Annotated in this window: 15 protein-coding genes, 2 tRNA genes and 1 pseudogene; 14 read left to right on the forward strand and 4 right to left on the reverse strand. The window is 62.7% G+C overall.

The annotated features are described in order from the left end of the window. Positions 1 to 509: 509 nt before the first annotated feature. A complete protein-coding gene (locus ACLEJW_RS05915; RefSeq protein ID WP_313295336.1) occupies positions 510 to 2171 on the reverse strand; it encodes an OFA family MFS transporter in 1662 nt (553 codons plus the stop codon). A 368-nt stretch (positions 2172 to 2539) separates the two neighbouring features. On the opposite strand from ACLEJW_RS05915, the gene ACLEJW_RS05920 reads away from it, so the two are divergent. The 6 genes from ACLEJW_RS05920 to ACLEJW_RS05945 all read left to right on the forward strand — a co-directional run bounded on the left by ACLEJW_RS05920 (position 2540) and on the right by ACLEJW_RS05945 (position 8006). Then, on the forward strand, positions 2540 to 4774 hold the full coding sequence (locus tag ACLEJW_RS05920) for an AsmA family protein (RefSeq protein ID WP_440777214.1): 2235 nt from the start codon (positions 2540 to 2542) through the stop codon (positions 4772 to 4774). Beyond that, positions 4771 to 5838 carry an A/G-specific adenine glycosylase gene (gene mutY, locus ACLEJW_RS05925; RefSeq protein ID WP_440777215.1) on the forward strand — a complete coding sequence of 356 codons (1068 nt, stop codon included), beginning with the start codon at positions 4771 to 4773 and terminating at the stop codon, positions 5836 to 5838. Before ACLEJW_RS05920 ends, mutY begins: the two co-directional genes overlap by 4 nt. Beyond that, a complete protein-coding gene (locus ACLEJW_RS05930) occupies positions 5835 to 6107 on the forward strand; it encodes an oxidative damage protection protein (RefSeq protein WP_145183824.1) in 273 nt (90 codons plus the stop codon). The genes mutY and ACLEJW_RS05930 overlap by 4 nt, the downstream gene beginning before the upstream one ends. A gap of 90 nt (positions 6108 to 6197) precedes the next feature. Further along, positions 6198 to 6273, forward strand: a tRNA-Phe gene (locus ACLEJW_RS05935). A 202-nt stretch (positions 6274 to 6475) separates the two neighbouring features. Further along, positions 6476 to 7462, forward strand: coding sequence for a polyphosphate kinase 2 (gene ppk2 / locus ACLEJW_RS05940; RefSeq protein ID WP_440777216.1), 987 nt, complete (start codon positions 6476 to 6478; stop codon positions 7460 to 7462). 100 nt (positions 7463 to 7562) lie between these two features. Beyond that, on the forward strand, positions 7563 to 8006 hold the full coding sequence (locus tag ACLEJW_RS05945; protein ID WP_145183830.1) for a hypothetical protein: 444 nt from the start codon (positions 7563 to 7565) through the stop codon (positions 8004 to 8006). Positions 8007 to 8100: 94 nt separating this feature from the next. Here the strand turns inward: ACLEJW_RS05945 and gabP are convergent, their stop codons facing one another. Further along, positions 8101 to 9486: a GABA permease gene (gabP, locus tag ACLEJW_RS05950; protein WP_145184971.1), complete on the reverse strand. Its 1386-nt coding sequence runs from the start codon at positions 9484 to 9486 to the stop codon at positions 8101 to 8103. A gap of 631 nt (positions 9487 to 10117) precedes the next feature. Between gabP and ACLEJW_RS05955 the strand changes: the two genes are divergently transcribed. From ACLEJW_RS05955 to ACLEJW_RS05975, 5 genes are read left to right on the forward strand one after another with little or no spacing between them, the layout of a single operon-like run. Beyond that, the gene (locus ACLEJW_RS05955) at positions 10118 to 10891 is read left to right on the forward strand and encodes an ABC transporter ATP-binding protein (RefSeq protein ID WP_145183833.1); all 774 of its coding nucleotides are present in this window, start codon (positions 10118 to 10120) and stop codon (positions 10889 to 10891) included. Positions 10892 to 10902: 11 nt separating this feature from the next. After that, positions 10903 to 11655 carry an ABC transporter substrate-binding protein gene (locus ACLEJW_RS05960; protein WP_145183836.1) on the forward strand — a complete coding sequence of 251 codons (753 nt, stop codon included), beginning with the start codon at positions 10903 to 10905 and terminating at the stop codon, positions 11653 to 11655. Positions 11656 to 11709: 54 nt separating this feature from the next. Beyond that, positions 11710 to 12402, forward strand: a complete 693-nt coding sequence (locus tag ACLEJW_RS05965; protein WP_145183839.1) for an ABC transporter permease — start codon at positions 11710 to 11712, stop codon at positions 12400 to 12402. Next, complete coding sequence (locus ACLEJW_RS05970) at positions 12403 to 13092, forward strand: ABC transporter permease (RefSeq protein WP_145183842.1); 690 nt, start codon at positions 12403 to 12405, stop codon at positions 13090 to 13092. It abuts the gene before it with no gap. 60 nt (positions 13093 to 13152) lie between these two features. Further along, entirely contained in the window at positions 13153 to 14358 is a 1206-nt protein-coding gene (locus ACLEJW_RS05975) for a methyltransferase (RefSeq protein ID WP_440777217.1), read from the forward strand. Positions 14359 to 14564: 206 nt separating this feature from the next. Here ACLEJW_RS05975 and ACLEJW_RS05980 read toward each other — a convergent pair whose 3' ends face one another. Both ACLEJW_RS05980 and ACLEJW_RS05985 read right to left on the reverse strand, forming a co-directional pair. After that, positions 14565 to 14837, reverse strand: coding sequence for a DUF3077 domain-containing protein (locus ACLEJW_RS05980; protein ID WP_440777218.1), 273 nt, complete (start codon positions 14835 to 14837; stop codon positions 14565 to 14567). After that, entirely contained in the window at positions 14830 to 15102 is a 273-nt protein-coding gene (locus ACLEJW_RS05985; RefSeq protein ID WP_440777219.1) for a hypothetical protein, read from the reverse strand. The genes ACLEJW_RS05980 and ACLEJW_RS05985 overlap by 8 nt, the downstream gene beginning before the upstream one ends. Positions 15103 to 15573: 471 nt before the next feature. Between ACLEJW_RS05985 and ACLEJW_RS05990 the strand changes: the two genes are divergently transcribed. The 3 genes and pseudogenes from ACLEJW_RS05990 to ACLEJW_RS06000 all read left to right on the forward strand — a co-directional run. After that, positions 15574 to 15822: a hypothetical protein gene (locus ACLEJW_RS05990; RefSeq protein ID WP_409525556.1), complete on the forward strand. Its 249-nt coding sequence runs from the start codon at positions 15574 to 15576 to the stop codon at positions 15820 to 15822. A 97-nt stretch (positions 15823 to 15919) separates the two neighbouring features. After that, positions 15920 to 15995, forward strand: a tRNA-Thr gene (locus ACLEJW_RS05995). A gap of 163 nt (positions 15996 to 16158) precedes the next feature. After that, positions 16159 to 17298: pseudogene (locus tag ACLEJW_RS06000) on the forward strand (tyrosine-type recombinase/integrase); the annotation flags it as partial. Positions 17299 to 17363: the final 65 nt, after the last annotated feature.

A 17363-nucleotide genomic window follows, 5' to 3' on the forward strand; every position in this document is an offset into this window, starting at 1 on the left:
CCGCAAAGCCCCCAACGGGGTGAGCGCACCCCACGTAGGAGCGACTGCAAGTCGCGATGGACCGCAAAGCCCCCAACGGGGTAAGCGCACCCCACGTAGGAGCGACTGCAAGTCGCGATGGACCGCAAAGCCCCCAACGGGGTGAGCGCACCCCACGTAGGAGCGACTGCAAGTCGCGATGGACCGCAAAGCCCCCAACGGGTGAGCGCATCTCCACGTAGGAGCGACTGCAAGTCGCGATGGACCGCAAAGCCCCCAACGGGGTGAGCGCACCCCACGTAGGAGCGACTGCAAGTCGCGATGGACCGCAAAGCCCCCAACGGGGTAAGCGCACCCCCACGTAGGAGCGACTGCAAGTCCCGATGGACCGCAAAGCCCCCAACGGGGTGAGCGCACCCCACGTAGGAGCGACTGCAAGTCGCGATGGACCGCAAAGCCCCCAACGGGGTAAGCGCACCCCCACGTAGGAGCGACTGCAAGTCGCGATGGGCCGCAAAGCGCCCCCAAGCTCAATGGAACAGGACAGCCGTCTTCTGCAGGGTAATCCACACACCCCAAGCCAACGGCACAACCACCACCGCCCAAGCCAGCAGCACCAGCGGCAGGCTGCCCGGCGCGGCGTGCCACTCCAGCGACCGCGCACCATCAGCGCCTTTGTCGTGGCTCAGCGCACGTTCGGCGGCAAGCTCGGCATCGCTCATGAAGTACTTGTCGGCAACCGGGCGAATCAGCAGGTTGCAGATGAAGCCCAGCACCAGCAGGCCGGCCAGAATGTACAAGGTCATGTCGTACGCAGCTGCACGCTCCACGCCCGCCGCCAGCTGATACTCGCGCAGGTAGGTGATCAGCACCGGGCCCAGCACGCCGGCAGCGGCCCAGGCCGTCAGCAGGCGACCGTGGATGGCGCCGACCATCTGCGTGCCGAACAGGTCGGCCAGGTACGCAGGCACGGTGGAGAAACCGCCGCCGTACATCGACAGAATGATGCAGAACGCCGCCACGAACAGCGCCACGTTACCCAGGTGGCCCATGTTCGGCACCAGGCTGTAGAGGCCGACACCCAGGGCGAAGAAGGCGAAGTAGGTGTTCTTGCGGCCGATGTAGTCGGAGAACGACGCCCAGAAGAAGCGCCCGCCGATGTTGAACAGGCTCAACAAACCGGTAAAGCCTGCGGCAATCGCTGCGATCTGCGCCAGCTGCGCAGGGTTGAGCTCACTGAAGCTCAGCTCGTTGCCCAGCAGCTTGCCGGCGAACACTTCCTGCAGCAGCGGCGAAGCCATGCCGAGGATGCCGATACCCGCCGAGACGTTCAGGCACAGCACCAGCCAGACCAGGGCGAACTGCGGGGTTTTCCAGGCGACGCTGACGTGCACGTGGCGGTCGGTGACCATGCCATTGCCGACTTTCTTCGCCGGGGCAGTCCAGCCTTCAGGCTTCCAGCCGGTTGGCGGAACCCGGTAGGCCAAGGCGCCTGCGGTCATGAACACGAAATAGATCGCGGCCATGGCGACGAAGCTCTGCCATACGCCCACTTCCTGGGCGTTGCCAAAGTGCCCCATCAGCGCGGTTGCCAGCGGGGCGCCGACCATGGCGCCGCCGCCAAAACCCATGATCGCCATGCCGGTAGCCATGCCGCGCTTGTCCGGGAACCACTTGATCAGGGTCGAGACCGGCGAGATGTAGCCCAGCCCCAGGCCAATGCCGCCGATCACACCCGAGCCCAGCCACATCAGCCAGAGCTGATGAGTCTTGACCCCGATCGCCGAGATCAGCATGCCGCCGCACCAGCACAGCGCCGATACCAGGCCGGCCTTGCGCGGGCCGGCGTGTTCCAGCCAGCCGCCAAGCACCGCGGCCGAGCAGCCGAGGAAGACGAAGAACAGCGTGTAGATCCAGCTCAGCATGGAAATCGGCCAGTCGCACTCGGCGCTGAACATGCGGGCAATGAAGCCCATGTCCGCCGAACAGGCAACCGGTGCGGTGATGCCGATGGCTTGCGACAGCGGCAGCCAGAACACCGAGAAGCCATAGGCCATGCCGATGCACAGGTGGATAGCCAGGGCCGCCGGTGGGACCAGCCAGCGGTTGAAGCCCGGGCGGGCGATGATGCGCTCCTTCGACAGGAAGCTCGGCGCGCTGACCGCGCCGCCTGCCGTGATGGTACTGCTCATGGATTCGATCCTTTTGTAGGTAGACAGTGCTGGCGGATGCTGCCCGGGCTCTTGTTCTCGCACGCATGGCGGACTGGCCTTTTCCCTGGGTAACGACCCGCGACAATGGGTCGCGGTCGCTCCGCAAAGCGGCACAAGGGTACCAGCTCACAGATGACATGAAAGCAATCTGATATCGTTATTTTTTCGCCCAGCTGAATCGGTATTTCTGCGTCGGCCTGTTTACCGGCTCGTCGACGAACAGGCCGACGCAGAAGGAACTGGCCACACCACAACTGTCGAACCCCAAATCAGCGGACTCACCGTCACCCCTGCGGCGTTATACTCAGCCGTTCGGAATTCTTACTACGAACTACAAGGACTCGCCCATGAAAGCGTTCGGCAAAATCCTGGGACTGGGGCTTCTCGGGTTGCTGCTGATCATCGTGGCGCTGGGCTTCGCCCTGACCCACCTCTTCGATCCCAACGACTATAAAGACGAGATCCGCCAACTGGCGCGCGACAAGGCCCATGTCGAGCTGACCCTCAATGGCGATATCGGCTGGAGCCTGTTCCCCTGGTTGGGGCTGGAGTTGCACGAAGCCAGCATCGCGACGCTGACCAATCCGCAAACACCCTTTGCCGACCTGCAGATGCTCGGCCTTTCCGTTCGGGTGCTGCCGCTGCTGCGCCGCGAAGTGCAGATGAGCGACGTGCGTGTCGAAGGCCTGAACCTGATCCTGGCACGCGATGAAAACGGCCACGGCAACTGGGAAGACATCGGCAAACCGCTGCCCACGGCAACCGAGGGCAGCGCCGCTGGCACTGCGCAGGCCCCAGCGGGTGAGCCAAGCGCGCCTGCCGACAGCAGCAGCGAGCGCGCCGTCAAGCTCGACATCGACAGCCTGACCGTGAACAACGCCCGCGTGCAGTACAGCGATGCCAAGAGCGGCCAGAACTACAGCGCCGAGAGCATTCAACTGAGCACCGGCCCGGTGCATGAAGGCGCCAACATCGCCGTCAAAGCCAGCGCCTTCCTCAGCGCCAGCCAACCGGCGATCAAGGCACGCACTGAACTAGCCGGCGAACTGCGCTTCGACCGCAAGCTCAAGCGCTACAACTTCGAAGACCTGCGCCTGACCGGCGAGACGTCGGGCGAGCCGACCGCCGGCAAAACCGTGACCTTCGGCGCCCAGGGCCAGTTGCTGGTCGACATGGGGGCCAATGTGGCGTCGTGGAACGGCCTGAAAATCTCGGCCAACCAACTGCGTGCCTTGGGCGAGCTGAATGTGCGTGACCTGGACAAAACCCCGCAGGTCAGCGGCGGCTTGTCGATCGCGCAATTCGACCTGCGCACCTTCCTCGATGGCATCGGCCATCCGCTGCCGGCCACTAACGACGCCACGGCCTTCGGCAAGCTCGAGCTGGTGACCCGCCTGCAGGGCACGCCGACCAGCCTGAACCTGGCCGACCTTGCCGTGAAGCTGGACGACAGCACCTTCACCGGCCGCGTAGCCATCGAAGACTTCGCCAAGCAAGCCCTGCGCCTGCAACTCAAGGGCGACAAGTTCGACGCCGACCGCTACCTGCCGGCCAAGAGCGAGCAGGCCAAAGGGGCCACGGCGGCGCGTCAGGCCGAGGTCCAGCAACAGGAAGCCAGCGTCAGTGCCGCTGCCAGCAGCTCACCGCTGCCCAATGCACCTACCCAGCAAGCCTGGAGCGAAGACAAGCTGCTGCCGGTCGACCGCCTGCGCGCCCTCGACCTGCAAGCCGACCTGGCCTTCGGCGCGCTGACCCTGGACAAACTGCCGATCACCGACGCCCAACTGCAAGCCAGCGGCCAAGGCGGCCTGCTGACCCTGCAGACCCTGCGCGGCGGCCTCTACAACGGCAGCTTCGAAGCCAAGGGCAGTGTCGATGTGCGCCCTGCCGTGCCGCAGATCGGCATCAATACCAAGATCAACCGGGTGCCGGTCGAGCACTTCATCAAGACCGAGGACAACAAAACGCCTCCGGTCAAAGGCCTGCTGACCCTGACCAGCGATCTGACCGCTACCGGTAACACCCAGAAGGCACTGGTCGAAACCCTCAATGGCAGCGCAAACTTCACCATCGCCAACGGCGTGCTGGTCAACGCCAACCTGGAACAGCAACTCTGCCAGGCCATTGCCACCCTCAATCGCAAGACCTTGAGCGGCGATCCGCGCGGCAAGGACACCCCGTTCGAGGAACTGCGCGGCAGCTTGGTGATTCGCAATGGCGTGGCCAGCAACCCAGACCTCAAGGCACGCATTCCGGGCCTCACAGTCAATGGCCATGGCGACCTCGACCTGCGCGTGCTGGGCATGGACTACAACGTCGGCGTGATCGTCGAAGGCGACCAGCGCGCCATGCCCGACCCGGCCTGCCAGGTCAACGAGCGTTACGTCGGGGTCGAACTGCCGCTGCGCTGCCGTGGCCCGCTGGAGCTGGGTGCCAAGGCCTGCCGGCTGGACCAGGACGGCTTGGGCAAAGTCGCTGCCAAGCTCGCCGGCAACCGCCTCAAAGACAAGCTCGATGAAAAACTCGGAGACAAAGTGAGCCCAGAACTCAAAGACGCGCTCAAGGGGCTGTTCAAGCGATGACCCCCACGCAGTTCTCCAGCGCCGTGCTGGCGTGGTACGACCAACACGGCCGCCACGACCTGCCCTGGCAACAGGGCATCAACCCATACCGGGTATGGGTGTCGGAAATCATGCTGCAGCAGACCCAGGTCAGCACCGTGCTGAACTACTTCGACCGTTTCATGCAGGCCTTGCCGACCGTGCAGGCCCTGGCCGAAGCGCCCGAGGACGAAGTGCTGCACCTGTGGACCGGGCTTGGCTACTACACCCGTGCGCGCAATCTGCAAAAAGCCGCGAAGATCGTCGTCGCGCAGTACGGCGGTGAATTCCCGCGCAGCGTCGAGCAGCTCACCGAGCTCCCTGGCATCGGCCGCTCCACCGCCGGAGCGATCGCCAGCATCAGCATGGGGATCCGTGCGCCGATCCTCGATGGCAACGTCAAGCGCGTGCTGGCCCGCTTCACTGCCCAGGCCGGCTACCCAGGCGAGCCGAAAGTCGCCAACCAGCTGTGGGCGACCGCCGAGCGCTTCACCCCGCAGCAGCGCGCCAACCACTACACCCAGGCGATGATGGACCTGGGCGCAACGCTGTGCACACGCAGAAAGCCTACTTGCCTGCTGTGCCCGGTGCGCAGTGGCTGCGAGGCGCACCTGCACGGCGAAGAAACCCGCTACCCCGAGCCCAAACCGCGCAAGGCGCTGCCGCAGCGGCGCACCTTGATGCCGCTGCTGGCCAACCACGAAGGTGCCATCCTGCTCTATCGCCGGCCTTCCAGCGGGTTGTGGGGCGGCTTGTGGAGCCTGCCCGAGCTCGACGACATCGCCCAGCTCGACGACCTGGCCTACCAGCATGGCCTGCGCCTGTCTGAACGCCGCGCCCTGGATGGCCTGACCCATACCTTCAGCCACTTCCAGCTGGCCATCGAGCCCTGGCTGGTGCGGGTAGACCCGGTCGACCCGCACGTGGCCGAGGCCGACTGGCTCTGGTATAACCTCGCCACCCCACCGCGCCTGGGCCTGGCCGCCCCGGTCAAGAAGCTGCTCAAACGCGCGGCCGACGAATTGATTGCAGGAGAAGCCCAATGACCCGCACCGTGATGTGCCGCAAGTACAACGAACAGCTGCCAGGCCTGGAGCGTCCGCCATACCCCGGCGCCAAGGGCCAGGACATCTTCGACAACATCTCGCAGCAAGCCTGGGCCGACTGGCAGAAGCACCAGACCATGCTGATCAACGAAAAGCGCCTGAACATGATGAACGCCGAGGACCGCAAATTCCTCCAGGGCGAGATGGACAAGTTTTTCGCCGGCGAGGATTACGCCCAAGCGGAAGGCTACGTTCCCCCCGCCGAATGACCCCACGGAGCGTAAGCGACGGAATTAATTTAAAATTTTTTCAAAAAGTCGTTGACGACCGATCTGAAAATCTATTTAATTCACCTCGTCGCCCAGATAGCTCAGTCGGTAGAGCAGAGGATTGAAAATCCTCGTGTCGGCGGTTCGACTCCGTCTCTGGGCACCACCTTCAAGCTTCTGGTGGTTGCAAAGTTACCCGAAGCGACAACAAGAAACCCGCCTAGTGCGGGTTTTTTGTTGCCTGGGATTTGGCTTCTCTAGCTTGATCCGGATGGCGCTGAGCCATCAGCCATTGATGCTCATCAACGAGCACCTTGCTGCGTCTCGATAGTATGGCTCGTGGACATTTGACCACGACAAGGCCATTCATGAGCGACGAATCCCCCCTCCTCCTTCCAGCACCAACCGACATCACGCCCCCGACCGCCAAGCCCCCGCGCCCGCGCCGGCCGCGTCAGCGCAAGCCTGAGCCGACCATCACCAAGGTCAGCCAGGCCCCGGCGGCGCTGCAGGTGGCGTCCGCGCCCAAGGGCAGCAACGAAGACAGCACCGCCGCGCGGCTGCCAGCCAGTTACCCGTACCGCACCCGCCTGCGCCGCAATGAGTACGAAAAGGCCAAGCACGCGCTGCAGATCGAGCTGTTGAAAGTCCAGAGCTGGGTCAAGGAAACCGGGCAGCGGGTGGTGGTGCTGTTCGAAGGGCGCGACGCCGCTGGCAAGGGCGGCACCGTCAAGCGCTTCATGGAGCACCTGAACCCCCGTGGCGCGCGGATCGTCGCTCTGGAAAAGCCTTCTGAGCAGGAAAAGGGCCAGTGGTACTTCCAGCGCTACATCCAGCACCTGCCCACGGCAGGAGAAATGGTCTTCTTCGACCGCTCCTGGTACAACCGCGCCGGGGTCGAGAAGGTCATGGATTTCTGCACGCCGCTGCAGTACCTGGAGTTCATGCGCCAGGCGCCGGACCTTGAGCGGATGCTGTGCAACAGCGGCATCCTGCTGTTCAAGTACTGGTTCTCGGTGAACCGCGAAGAGCAACTGCGCCGCTTCATCTCGCGCCGGGACGACCCGCTCAAGCACTGGAAGCTCTCGCCCATCGACATTAAGTCGCTGGACCGCTGGGAGGACTACACCGCCGCCAAGCAGGCGATGTTCTTCCACACCGACACCGCCGATGCGCCGTGGACGGTGATCAAGTCCGACGACAAGAAGCGTGCACGCATCAACTGCATCCGCCACTTCCTGCATTCGCTGGATTACCCCGACAAGGACCTGAGCGTCGCCCATGCCCCCGATGAGCTGCTGGTGGGCCGTGCCTCGCGCGGCTTCGAGGAGGACGAGCCGGCGCCCGCCAGCTGAATGACCGGGCCGCTCAGCGGCCCTGTGCTGCAGCACTTGGGTTTCCCCGGCAACTGCGCTTCAATACGCGCACTTTTCCGCCACACCCAAGGATTTGCCCATGGCCACGCCAACCAAACAACAGAAACGCGCCAAGCGCGCCGCCAGCAAGGCCAAGCAAAACCGCATGGTCCGCAGCGGCCAGGCGGTCAAAGCCAGTGCCGGCGACAGCGCCAGCATCGAGCAGGTGTTCAACAAGGCCATGGAAAGCGACAGCTACAAAGAGCTGTTCGAGAAGATGAAGAGCGCCCAGGAAAACGGCCTGGTGCCGATGATCTCGGTGTTCCTGGTCGATCCGCTGCTGGCCTTGGTGCTCAAGGGTCACAAGGAAGAACACGCCACCGACTACATCGTGCTGGTGTTCACCGCCTACCGCACCTGGCTCGACGGCGCCGACGAAGACACCACCATGGCCTGGCTCGAAAGCGACGAGTTCCAGCAGGCCTACATCGCCGCCTCCGAGCTGGTGGCCAAGCAGCAGCAACAGCAGAAGCAGTTCGGCTGACTTCGCCGCAGACGCTGCGTCAGCCATTCTACGCGCCACAAAAAAGGCCGCACCCTGCAGAGGATGCGGCCTTTGTCATTGCCAACAGCGCCGGTCAGCTATCCAGTGCCACGCGCGCAGCCGCGGCACGCTTGCGGTGCACCAGCAGGCCCGCCGCGACGACGCCAATGCTCAGCAGCGCGGTCGCGATGATCTCGGCACGGTGATCCTCGCGCAGCCCCATCACCACCAGCACCGCGACGATGAAGGCGATGGTCGCCCAGGTCAGGCCAGGGAACAGCCACATCTTGAAGTCGATGTGCTCGCCACGCGCTTCGCGCTGACTGCGCATGCGCAGCTGCGATACCGCGATCACCAGGTACACCAGCAGGGCGATGGCGCCAGAGCTGGCCAGCAGGAACTCGAACACCTGGGCCGGAGCCACGTAGTTGGCGAAGACGCAGAGGAACGCCGCTGCGGTAGACAGCAGCACGGCCACATGCGGCGTCGCTGCCTTGGTGGTGCGCTGGGCGATGGCCGGGGCGTCACCGCGCTTGCTCAGCGAGAACAGCATGCGCGAAGAGGTGTACAGCGCCGAGTTCAGGCAGCTGGTGACCGCGACCAGTACCACGATGTCGACGATCAGCTTGGCATTCGGCACGCCGATACGGCTGAGCACCGTCTGGTACGAGCCCACTTCAGCCAGCGCCGGGTCGTTCCAGGGCACCAGTGCCACCACCAGGAAGATCGACACCAGGTAGAACAGGCAGATGCGCCAGATCACCGAATTGGTGGCGCGGCTGATCTGCTTGCCTGGGTTTTTCGATTCGGCAGCAGCGATGGTGACGATCTCGGTGCCCATGAACGAGAACATGGTGGTGAGCATGGCCGCCAGCACCGCGCCCAGGCCATTGGGCATGAAGCCTTGGGTATCGAACAGATGCGCAGCGCCGCTCACCTGGCTGTCGGGCACGAAGCCGAACATGGCCACACAGCCGACGACGATGAAGCCGATGATCGCCAGCACCTTGAGCAGGGCGAACCAGAACTCGAACTCACCGTAGTTCTTGACGCTGCACAGGTTGGTCAGGGTCAGCGCCAGGGTAATCAGCAGGGAAAATGCCCACAGGTCGACCGCCGGGAACCAGGCATGCAGGATGGCCGCCGCAGCGTTGGCCTCCAGCGGGATCACCAGCACCCAGAACCACCAGTACAACCAGCCAATGGTGAAGCCTGCCCAGCGGCCAATGGCGCGGTCGGCATAAGTAGAGAACGAACCAGTGTCGGGCGAGGCGATGGCCATTTCACCCAGCATGCGCATCACCAGCACCACCAGCGTGCCGGCAGCGGCATAGGCCAGCAGCACCGCAGGGCCAGCAGCTGCAATGGCGTGCCCGGAACCTACGAACAAACCGGCGCCAATCACGCCAGCGATGGACAGCATGGTCACATGCCGTTGTTTGAGCCCCTGAGCGAGGTCATTGGAATTGTTACCGCTCATAAAACTACCTTTGTAAGGAGTGGACCACTCCGACTGCGGGAACACAGCACGCGCGGGGATTACCTAGGCATTGCTGCAATCGGCATGTTCACACTCGCAATAAGCGCGCCAGGTGCCGAACGCCTTTGTCAGGAACACCGCGCACCCTCATAAACGTTGGCTTGCGGGGCATATGGCCAGGTTCTGACCGAATGCCCGTCAAATCCCCATGCCAAGGCTGGATTACTGAAATACCCACTTACAAACGCCCCAAAGGTGCCCCTCGGTAACACCTTTGCACCAATGCAATGCAGAAAAGTGCAACCCATGGGTACAACCTACCAAGCCAGGTCTTCTGCCTTTTCAGTACCACCCTGTAGCCAACGAATACCCGTCGATGGGTTGAAAGCGCTTCCAACCGCCGCCCAAAGCTGGCACCATCGCGCCTTTTTTCATCAAGGCTCTGGAGCTGGGCGAGACCGTTTGCGGACATCTGCGCGACGTTGCGCTGCAGCGATGCGACAAACTGCCCCAGCAATGCCTTGAGCCCCTTGCGCCCCTGTTGGCCGTCATATTGCCGCTATGCTAGCGTGGCGCTCGCCAGGAAGGCCGCCAACAGCTGGGAACGCACCCGAATACATGAGGACCGCACATGGCCCAGGCCACGCCCGCGCTGGAAATCCGCAATCTGCACAAACGCTACGGCGAGCAGGAAATTCTCAAGGGCATTTCGCTGACCGCGCGCGACGGTGACGTGATCTCCATCCTGGGGTCGTCCGGCTCCGGCAAGTCCACCCTGCTGCGCTGCATCAACCTGCTGGAAAACCCGCACAAGGGCGAGATCCTGGTGGCCGGCGAAGCCCTCAAGCTCAAGGCCGCCAAGAACGGTGACCTGATCGCCAGCGACAACCGCCAGATCAACCGCCTGCGCAGCGAAATCGGCTTCGTGTTCCAGAATTTCAACCTGTGGCCGCACATGTCGATCCTCGACAACATCATCGAGGCGCCGCGCCGCGTACTGGGCCAGAGCAAGGCCGAGGCCATCGAGGCCGCCGAGGCGCTGCTGAACAAGGTCGGTATCTACGACAAGCGCCACAGTTACCCCGCCCAGCTTTCCGGTGGCCAGCAGCAGCGCGCCGCCATTGCCCGCACCCTGGCCATGAAACCCAAGGTCATCCTGTTCGACGAGCCGACCTCGGCGCTCGATCCGGAAATGGTCCAGGAAGTGCTTAACGTTATCCGCGCACTGGCCGAAGAAGGCCGTACCATGCTGCTGGTGACGCACGAGATGAACTTTGCCCGCCAGGTGTCCAGTGAAGTGGTCTTCCTGCACCAGGGCCTGGTTGAAGAGCAGGGATCGCCGCAGCAGGTCTTCGAGAACCCGACCTCGGCGCGTTGCAAGCAATTCATGTCCAGCCACCGCTAACGGAGCAATACATGCACACTTACAAGAAGTTTCTCCTGGCAGCCGCTGCCACCCTGGTCATGTCGGCCAACGCCATGGCCGCGGAAAAACTGCGCATGGGTATCGAAGCCGCCTACCCGCCGTTCAACAACAAGGATGCCAGCGGTAACGTCGTCGGCTTCGACAAGGACATCGGCGACGCCCTGTGCGCCAAGATGAAAGTCGAGTGCTCGGTGGTGACCTCCGACTGGGACGGCATCATTCCGGCCCTGAACGCCAAGAAGTTCGACTTCCTGGTGTCGTCGCTGTCGATCACCGACGAGCGCAAGCAGGCCGTCGACTTCACCGATCCGTACTACTCCAACAAGCTGCAGTTCATCGCGCCGAAGAACGTCGACTTCAAGACCGACAAAGACTCGCTCAAAGGCAAGGTCATCGGCACCCAGCGCGCGACCCTGGCTGGCACCTACCTTGAAGACAACTTCCCAGGCGTCGACGTCAAGCTGTACGACACCCAGGAAAACGCCTACCTCGACCTGGTCTCCGGCCGCATCGACGGCATCCTCGCCGACAAGTACGTGCAGTACGAGTGGCTCAAGAGCAAGGACGGCATGAACTACGAGTTCAAGGGCGAGCCGGTGATGGACAGCGACAAGATCGGCATCGCCGTGCGCAAGGGTGACACCAAGCTGCGCGACGACCTGAACAAAGCCCTGGCAGAGATCAAGGCCGACGGCACGTACAAGAAGATCAACGACAAGTACTTCCCATTCAGCATCGAATGATCCGCCCTGACCTGCGCGCCCTGGCGGCGCGCAAGTCCCTAGAATGACCTGCCCATGAATATCGACTTGCACGGATTCGGTCCGGCCATGCTGGCTGGCACCCTGATGACCGTTAAACTGGCGCTTTGCGCCCTGCTGTTGGGGCTGGTGCTGGGCCTGCTCGGCGCCCTGGCCAAGACTTCCTCGATCAAGCCGCTGCAGTGGCTTGGTGGCTTCTACTCGACCCTGGTGCGCGGCGTGCCCGAGCTGCTGTGGGTGCTGCTCATCTACTTCGGCACCGTCGGCTTGATGAACAGCCTCGGTGAAGCCCTGAACCTGCCGGGCCTGGAGCTCAGCGCCTTCGCCGCCGGGGTCATCGCCCTGGGCCTGTGCTTCGGGGCCTATGCCACCGAAGTGTTTCGCGGCGCGATCCTGGCCATTCCCAAAGGCCACCGCGAGGCGGGCCAGGCACTGGGCCTGTCCAAGGGGCGCATCCTGTCGCGGATCATTCTGCCGCAGATGTGGCGCATCGCCCTGCCCGGCCTGGGTAACTTGTTCATGATCCTGATGAAAGACACCGCGCTGGTGTCGGTGATCGGCCTGGAAGAAATCATGCGCCACGCCCAGATCGGCGTGACCGTGACCAAGGAGCCGTTCACCTTCTACATGGTGGCGGCCTGCATTTACCTGAGCCTGACCGTCATCGCCATGACCGGCATGTACTTCATGGAAAAACGCGCCGCTCGCGGCTTTGCGAGGGCCGAATAAATGAATTGGGAAGTCATCATCAAGTGGCTGCCGCGCCTGGCCCAGGGCGCGACCCTGACCTTGGAGCTGGTGGCCATCGCCGTGGTCGCCGGGCTGATCCTGGCGATCCCGCTGGGTATCGCCCGCTCCTCGCGGCACTGGTACGTGCGCGCGCTGCCGTTCAGCTACATCTTCTTCTTCCGCGGCACGCCGCTGCTGGTGCAGCTGTTCTTGGTCTACTACGGCCTGGCGCAGTTCGAGGCGGTGCGCTCCAGCTCGCTGTGGCCCTACCTGCGCGATCCGTTCTGGTGCACGGTGCTGACCATGACCTTGCACACCGCCGCCTACATCGCCGAGATCCTGCGCGGTGCGTTGCAGTCGATCCCCAAGGGTGAAATCGAGGCGGCGCGGGCGCTGGGCATGTCGCGGGGCAAGACGCTGTTCTACATCATGCTGCCCCGCGCCGCACGCATCGGCCTGCCGGCCTACAGCAACGAAGTGATCCTGATGCTCAAGGCCAGCGCCCTGGCCAGCACCGTAACCCTGCTGGAGCTGACCGGCATGGCCCGCACCATCATCGCCCGCACCTACCTGCCGGTGGAGATCTTCTTCGCTGCCGGGTTGTTCTACCTGCTGATCTCGTTCGTGCTGGTGCAAGGCTTCAAGCTGCTCGAGCGCTGGCTGCGCGTGGATGCCTGCCAGGGGCGTTGAGCCTTCGCGGGCCTGCTCGACGGACAGGCCCGACAACTTACCCACAACAAGCCCGGTACCATGCCCGCCTACCTCCACGGCTATCAGCTGCTTGACCGCTTTCAAGGCCTCGATCAGTTTCTGACCGAGTACCAGGGGCTGTGGAAGCCAAGGCCGTTCACCTGCCTACAGCTGGGCTGGGAGCGCCAGTATCCCGAGCTGGCTACCCACTTGCGCCAGTGCACGCTCGAGGAGGCCGAAACCGAGGCTGGCGCTGAACGCCTGCCCGCGCCCTACTCGCAGCTCGCCACCCAGGCCAAGCACCTGTCTGCCGTTGGTGAGCTCCCGGACGCAGGCCTTCCCAGCGCAGGCCACCGCCTCGACGTCAATGTTCCGGGCCGCAAGTGGCAACAAATCGAAGCCTTCAGCCGTCGCCTGGCGTTTCGTGAAAACACCCGACATTGGCTGGACTGGTGCGCAGGCAAAGGCCACTTGGGCCGCCGTCTGCTGCAACCAGGCCAGCAGCTGACGTGCCTGGAGTACGACGCCAATCTGGTCGCAGCCGGCCAGGCCTTGAGCGACCATCACCGTCTGCCGGCTACCCATGTGCACCAGGACGTCATGGCTGCCGGCAGCACTGATTACCTGACCGTGGATAAAAGTGTCGTGGCCCTGCATGCCTGCGGCGAGCTGCATGTGCACCTGCTGCGCCAAGCCAGCGAACAGGGCTGCCGGCACCTCGCCGTGGCGCCGTGCTGTTACAACCGCATTCCAGGCGAGCGCTACCAGCCGTTATCCACAGCCGCGCAGGCCTCGGCATTGCAGCTGGATATGCTCGACCTCGGCCTGCCCCTGTCTGAAACGGTCACCGCCGGCGCCCGCGTGCGTCGCCAGCGTGACCTTTCCATGGCCCGCCGCCTGGGCTTCGATCTGTTGCAGCGCGAGCAGCGCCAGTGCGACGACTATTTACCCACACCGTCCTTGCCAGTCGCCTGGCTGGACAAGACATTCGAGTACTACTGCCGAGAACTCGCCGCGCTGCGCCAAGTGGACATACAGGGCACGCCAGACTGGACTCGTCTCGAAGCCGCTGGCTGGCAGCGCCTGGCCCAGGTGCGCAACCTGGAACGGGTACGCAACCTGTTCCGCCGCCCGCTGGAAATGTGGCTGGTGCTCGATCGCGCGCTGTTCCTCGAGGAACAGGGCTACAAGGTGCGCCTCGGTACGTTCTGCGACTACCCACTGACGCCGCGCAACCTTTTGCTGCTGGCCGAGCGTGACCGATAGCCGCAGCACAACCTGTGGATAAGTCTGTGAACAAGCTTTTGATTAATGCTTGGAGCCGAGGGCTATTTCAAACGCCTGGCTTATTCCGCAGCAGGCTGCAAGCCCAGCAAAAACAGGTATTTTCGCAAAGACAAGTGGTATATAAGAGCGGCATGCCTTTCGCTGGAAATGGCAATGCCGCTTGTGCATAAGCAAATTATGTCAAGTCACAGCGGCTTGTTTTTCGCAAGCTCGATGTCGTTCATCAGCGCTTTGGCCATGGCCAATAGATAGTCGGCTGCGCCGAGCAGTTTGTGGTCATCTTCCATGTCGCCTTCGCGCACTAAATGCGTGATGTAGCCCAGGAGCACCGTGACGTGTTCGTAAGCGCCTTCCACAGGGACGCCCGGTTGTACGCCGAAAAGGTTGTGGGACGAATTGCCGGCCTGAAGGAAGGTGACAGTGCCGGCTGTGACTCTCGGCCCTGGATGATCAGTCATCGGCTTTGTCCTCTTTTGCGTTCAAGGTCGTAATTGCGTGCTGAAAGAGGATCAGGGCGGCGTCCACTGCCTGGGAGGCGCTGGCCAGCGTCGGCAGGCCCCGTTTTCCGGCATGCAGGCGGCAGTGTTCGTCGATGGTGTCGGCTACGCCGCGCATGAGGTCGTAGGCGTTGTGCAGGGCGTCTTCGGGGGTGATGTCGCTGTAGGCGGTGATGAAGGGGTTTTGGACGAGTAGGTGGGGTGGGTCGGGGACGATCTTTTTCATGGCAGTATCCTTATTCCGTGGAAAAGACATGCCATCCCAATCTTTCTCACGAATTGGGGTGGCAGCCGTACGCGGGGTGAGAAACCGAGGGAATAAGAAAGCTCGGCCAGACCGAAGCCTGCCCGCGTAAGGCTGCCATAAGGGCTACCGCTTATTCGCAACGGGTTCTCACACCCGGTCGCCGAAACGACCGGGAAACGTTATCCCCATGGAGCGAGAGCGCCAAGAGCGATACTTCAGCGGCCCGCGTAGGATAATTCCCAAAGACCTAGTTTCAGAAGCATTTGGTCTCAAGTTCGGAATTTCCTCACAAACTGCGCTTAGATCAGTGTGGGGCTCACCCCCGAAAACGCTGGACGGTGTATCATCCGCGCTCCGATTCATCAGAACCCGAGCCGCCCGCTGCCCGCCAGCCCCGCGGCCATCTGGCATTGCGCCAGAATCGACCATGGACTAACGGACTAAACCATCGTGCCTCACGCCAAGACCCTCGCCCTGCTGGCCTTCACCCTGACCCTCGGCGCCTGCACCACCAGCCAGCCCGCACACCCCGGCAGCAAGCTGGACTGGAACACACCTGGCATGCAACTCGGCGGCGACCGCGGCCTCTCCATGCGCCACGAAGCCCCCTGCCGCAAGCGCGGCTGCGACAACGACAAGCTGTTTTTCAACCCTGGCCAGACCGAGCCAAGCGTCAATACCATCCACCGCGGCTGGTAAGAAAATATCCTTCTGAGTCGGTGACTTAGGCTATTTTCACGCTTTCGCACATAAGTGGTTTACAGGCGCCAACCGATCGTTATAATGACGCCCCATCGCCGGTATAGCTCAGATGGTAGAGCAACTGACTTGTAATCAGTAGGTCCCGGGTTCGATTCCTGGTGCCGGCACCATTCAAGGTTCCATAGAAAGCTTTCAAAATCTCTGGAACCCCCGAAAAACCCGCCTTCTGGCGGGTTTTTTCGTTTTGGCGTTCCGTCGGATTCCGAGGGTAGCCAGCGCTAATAAGGGTAGTTTTAAGGATAGAGGTCCGTTTCGATATGGGAGACTACCCTTATGGCCCGGACCACTGCCCCGCTTACGGACACCGCCTGTCGCACGGCAAAGCCCAGAGAGCGCGAGTACAAGCTCTTCGACGGCGACGGTCTTTACCTGCTTGTGCAACCCAACGCCCGCAAGGGCTGGCGGCTCAGGTACGTTAAACCCGATGGCCGCGAAGGCCTGACCGCCCTTGGCAGCTACCCGGTGGTCGGGCTGGGCGACGCACGCCGCAAGCGCTCCGAGATCAAGCAGCAGCTCGCCAACGGCATAGACCCCATCCAGTACAAGCAACAAACCAAGACTCAGGCCGTGATCAACGGCCGGACCTTCGAAAGCGTTGCGCTCGACTGGTATGCGAGCATGGTGCCGAAGTGGGCGCCCGGCCACGCCAAGACTGTACTTAGCCGATTGAAAACTCACGTATTCCCTTTGATCGGTGCCAGAGCAATCGTTGAGTTGGACACCCACGACCTCATGCAGCCACTGGAAGCCGTGACGAAGCGCGGCACCATCGACGTGGCGCTCAGGATCAAGAACTACCTGCAAAGCATTATGCGTGAAGCCAAACGGCTGCGGCTGATCAACGCGAACCCGGCTCACGACCTCGATGGCTCGATCAAGACACCACGGGTAACTCACAGACCCGCACTACCCTTATCGCGACTCCCAGAGCTATTGGCGTGCATCGAGGACTATAGAGGTCGCCCGCTCACGCGCCTCACGGTGATGCTGTCGTTGCATGTATTCGTACGCTCCAGCGAACTGCGCTTCGCCCGCTGGAACGAGTTCGACCTCAATCGCGGCATCTGGGAGATTCCCGACACTCGCCCGGCGCTGGACGGCGTACCGTTTTCCACGAGGGGTACGAAAATGGCCGGAGACATTCACGTTGTACCCTTATCGCCGCAAGCAGTGGCCTTGCTTGAGCAGATCCACGCGATCACCGGCAAATTCGACCTAGTGTTCGCGGGAGATGCCAAACCTTGGAAGCCGATGTCCGAGAACACAGTGAATGCCGCGCTCAGGACGATGGGCTACGACACCAAGGTGGATATTTGCGGCCACGGGTTCCGAGCCATGGCGTGCAGTGCGCTGGTAGAGTCCGGGCTGTGGTCAGAGACGGCCATCGAACGGCAGATGAGCCACATATCGCGCTGCTTGACGAATATTGTCCACAAGCGTAGACCGGGAGTCGCAAGAGCTGTCGATGACAGCACCCC

Origin of the sequence: Pseudomonas sp. SMSB3 (assembly GCF_052041965.1) — a bacterium.
Classification (GTDB): domain Bacteria; phylum Pseudomonadota; class Gammaproteobacteria; order Pseudomonadales; family Pseudomonadaceae; genus Aquipseudomonas.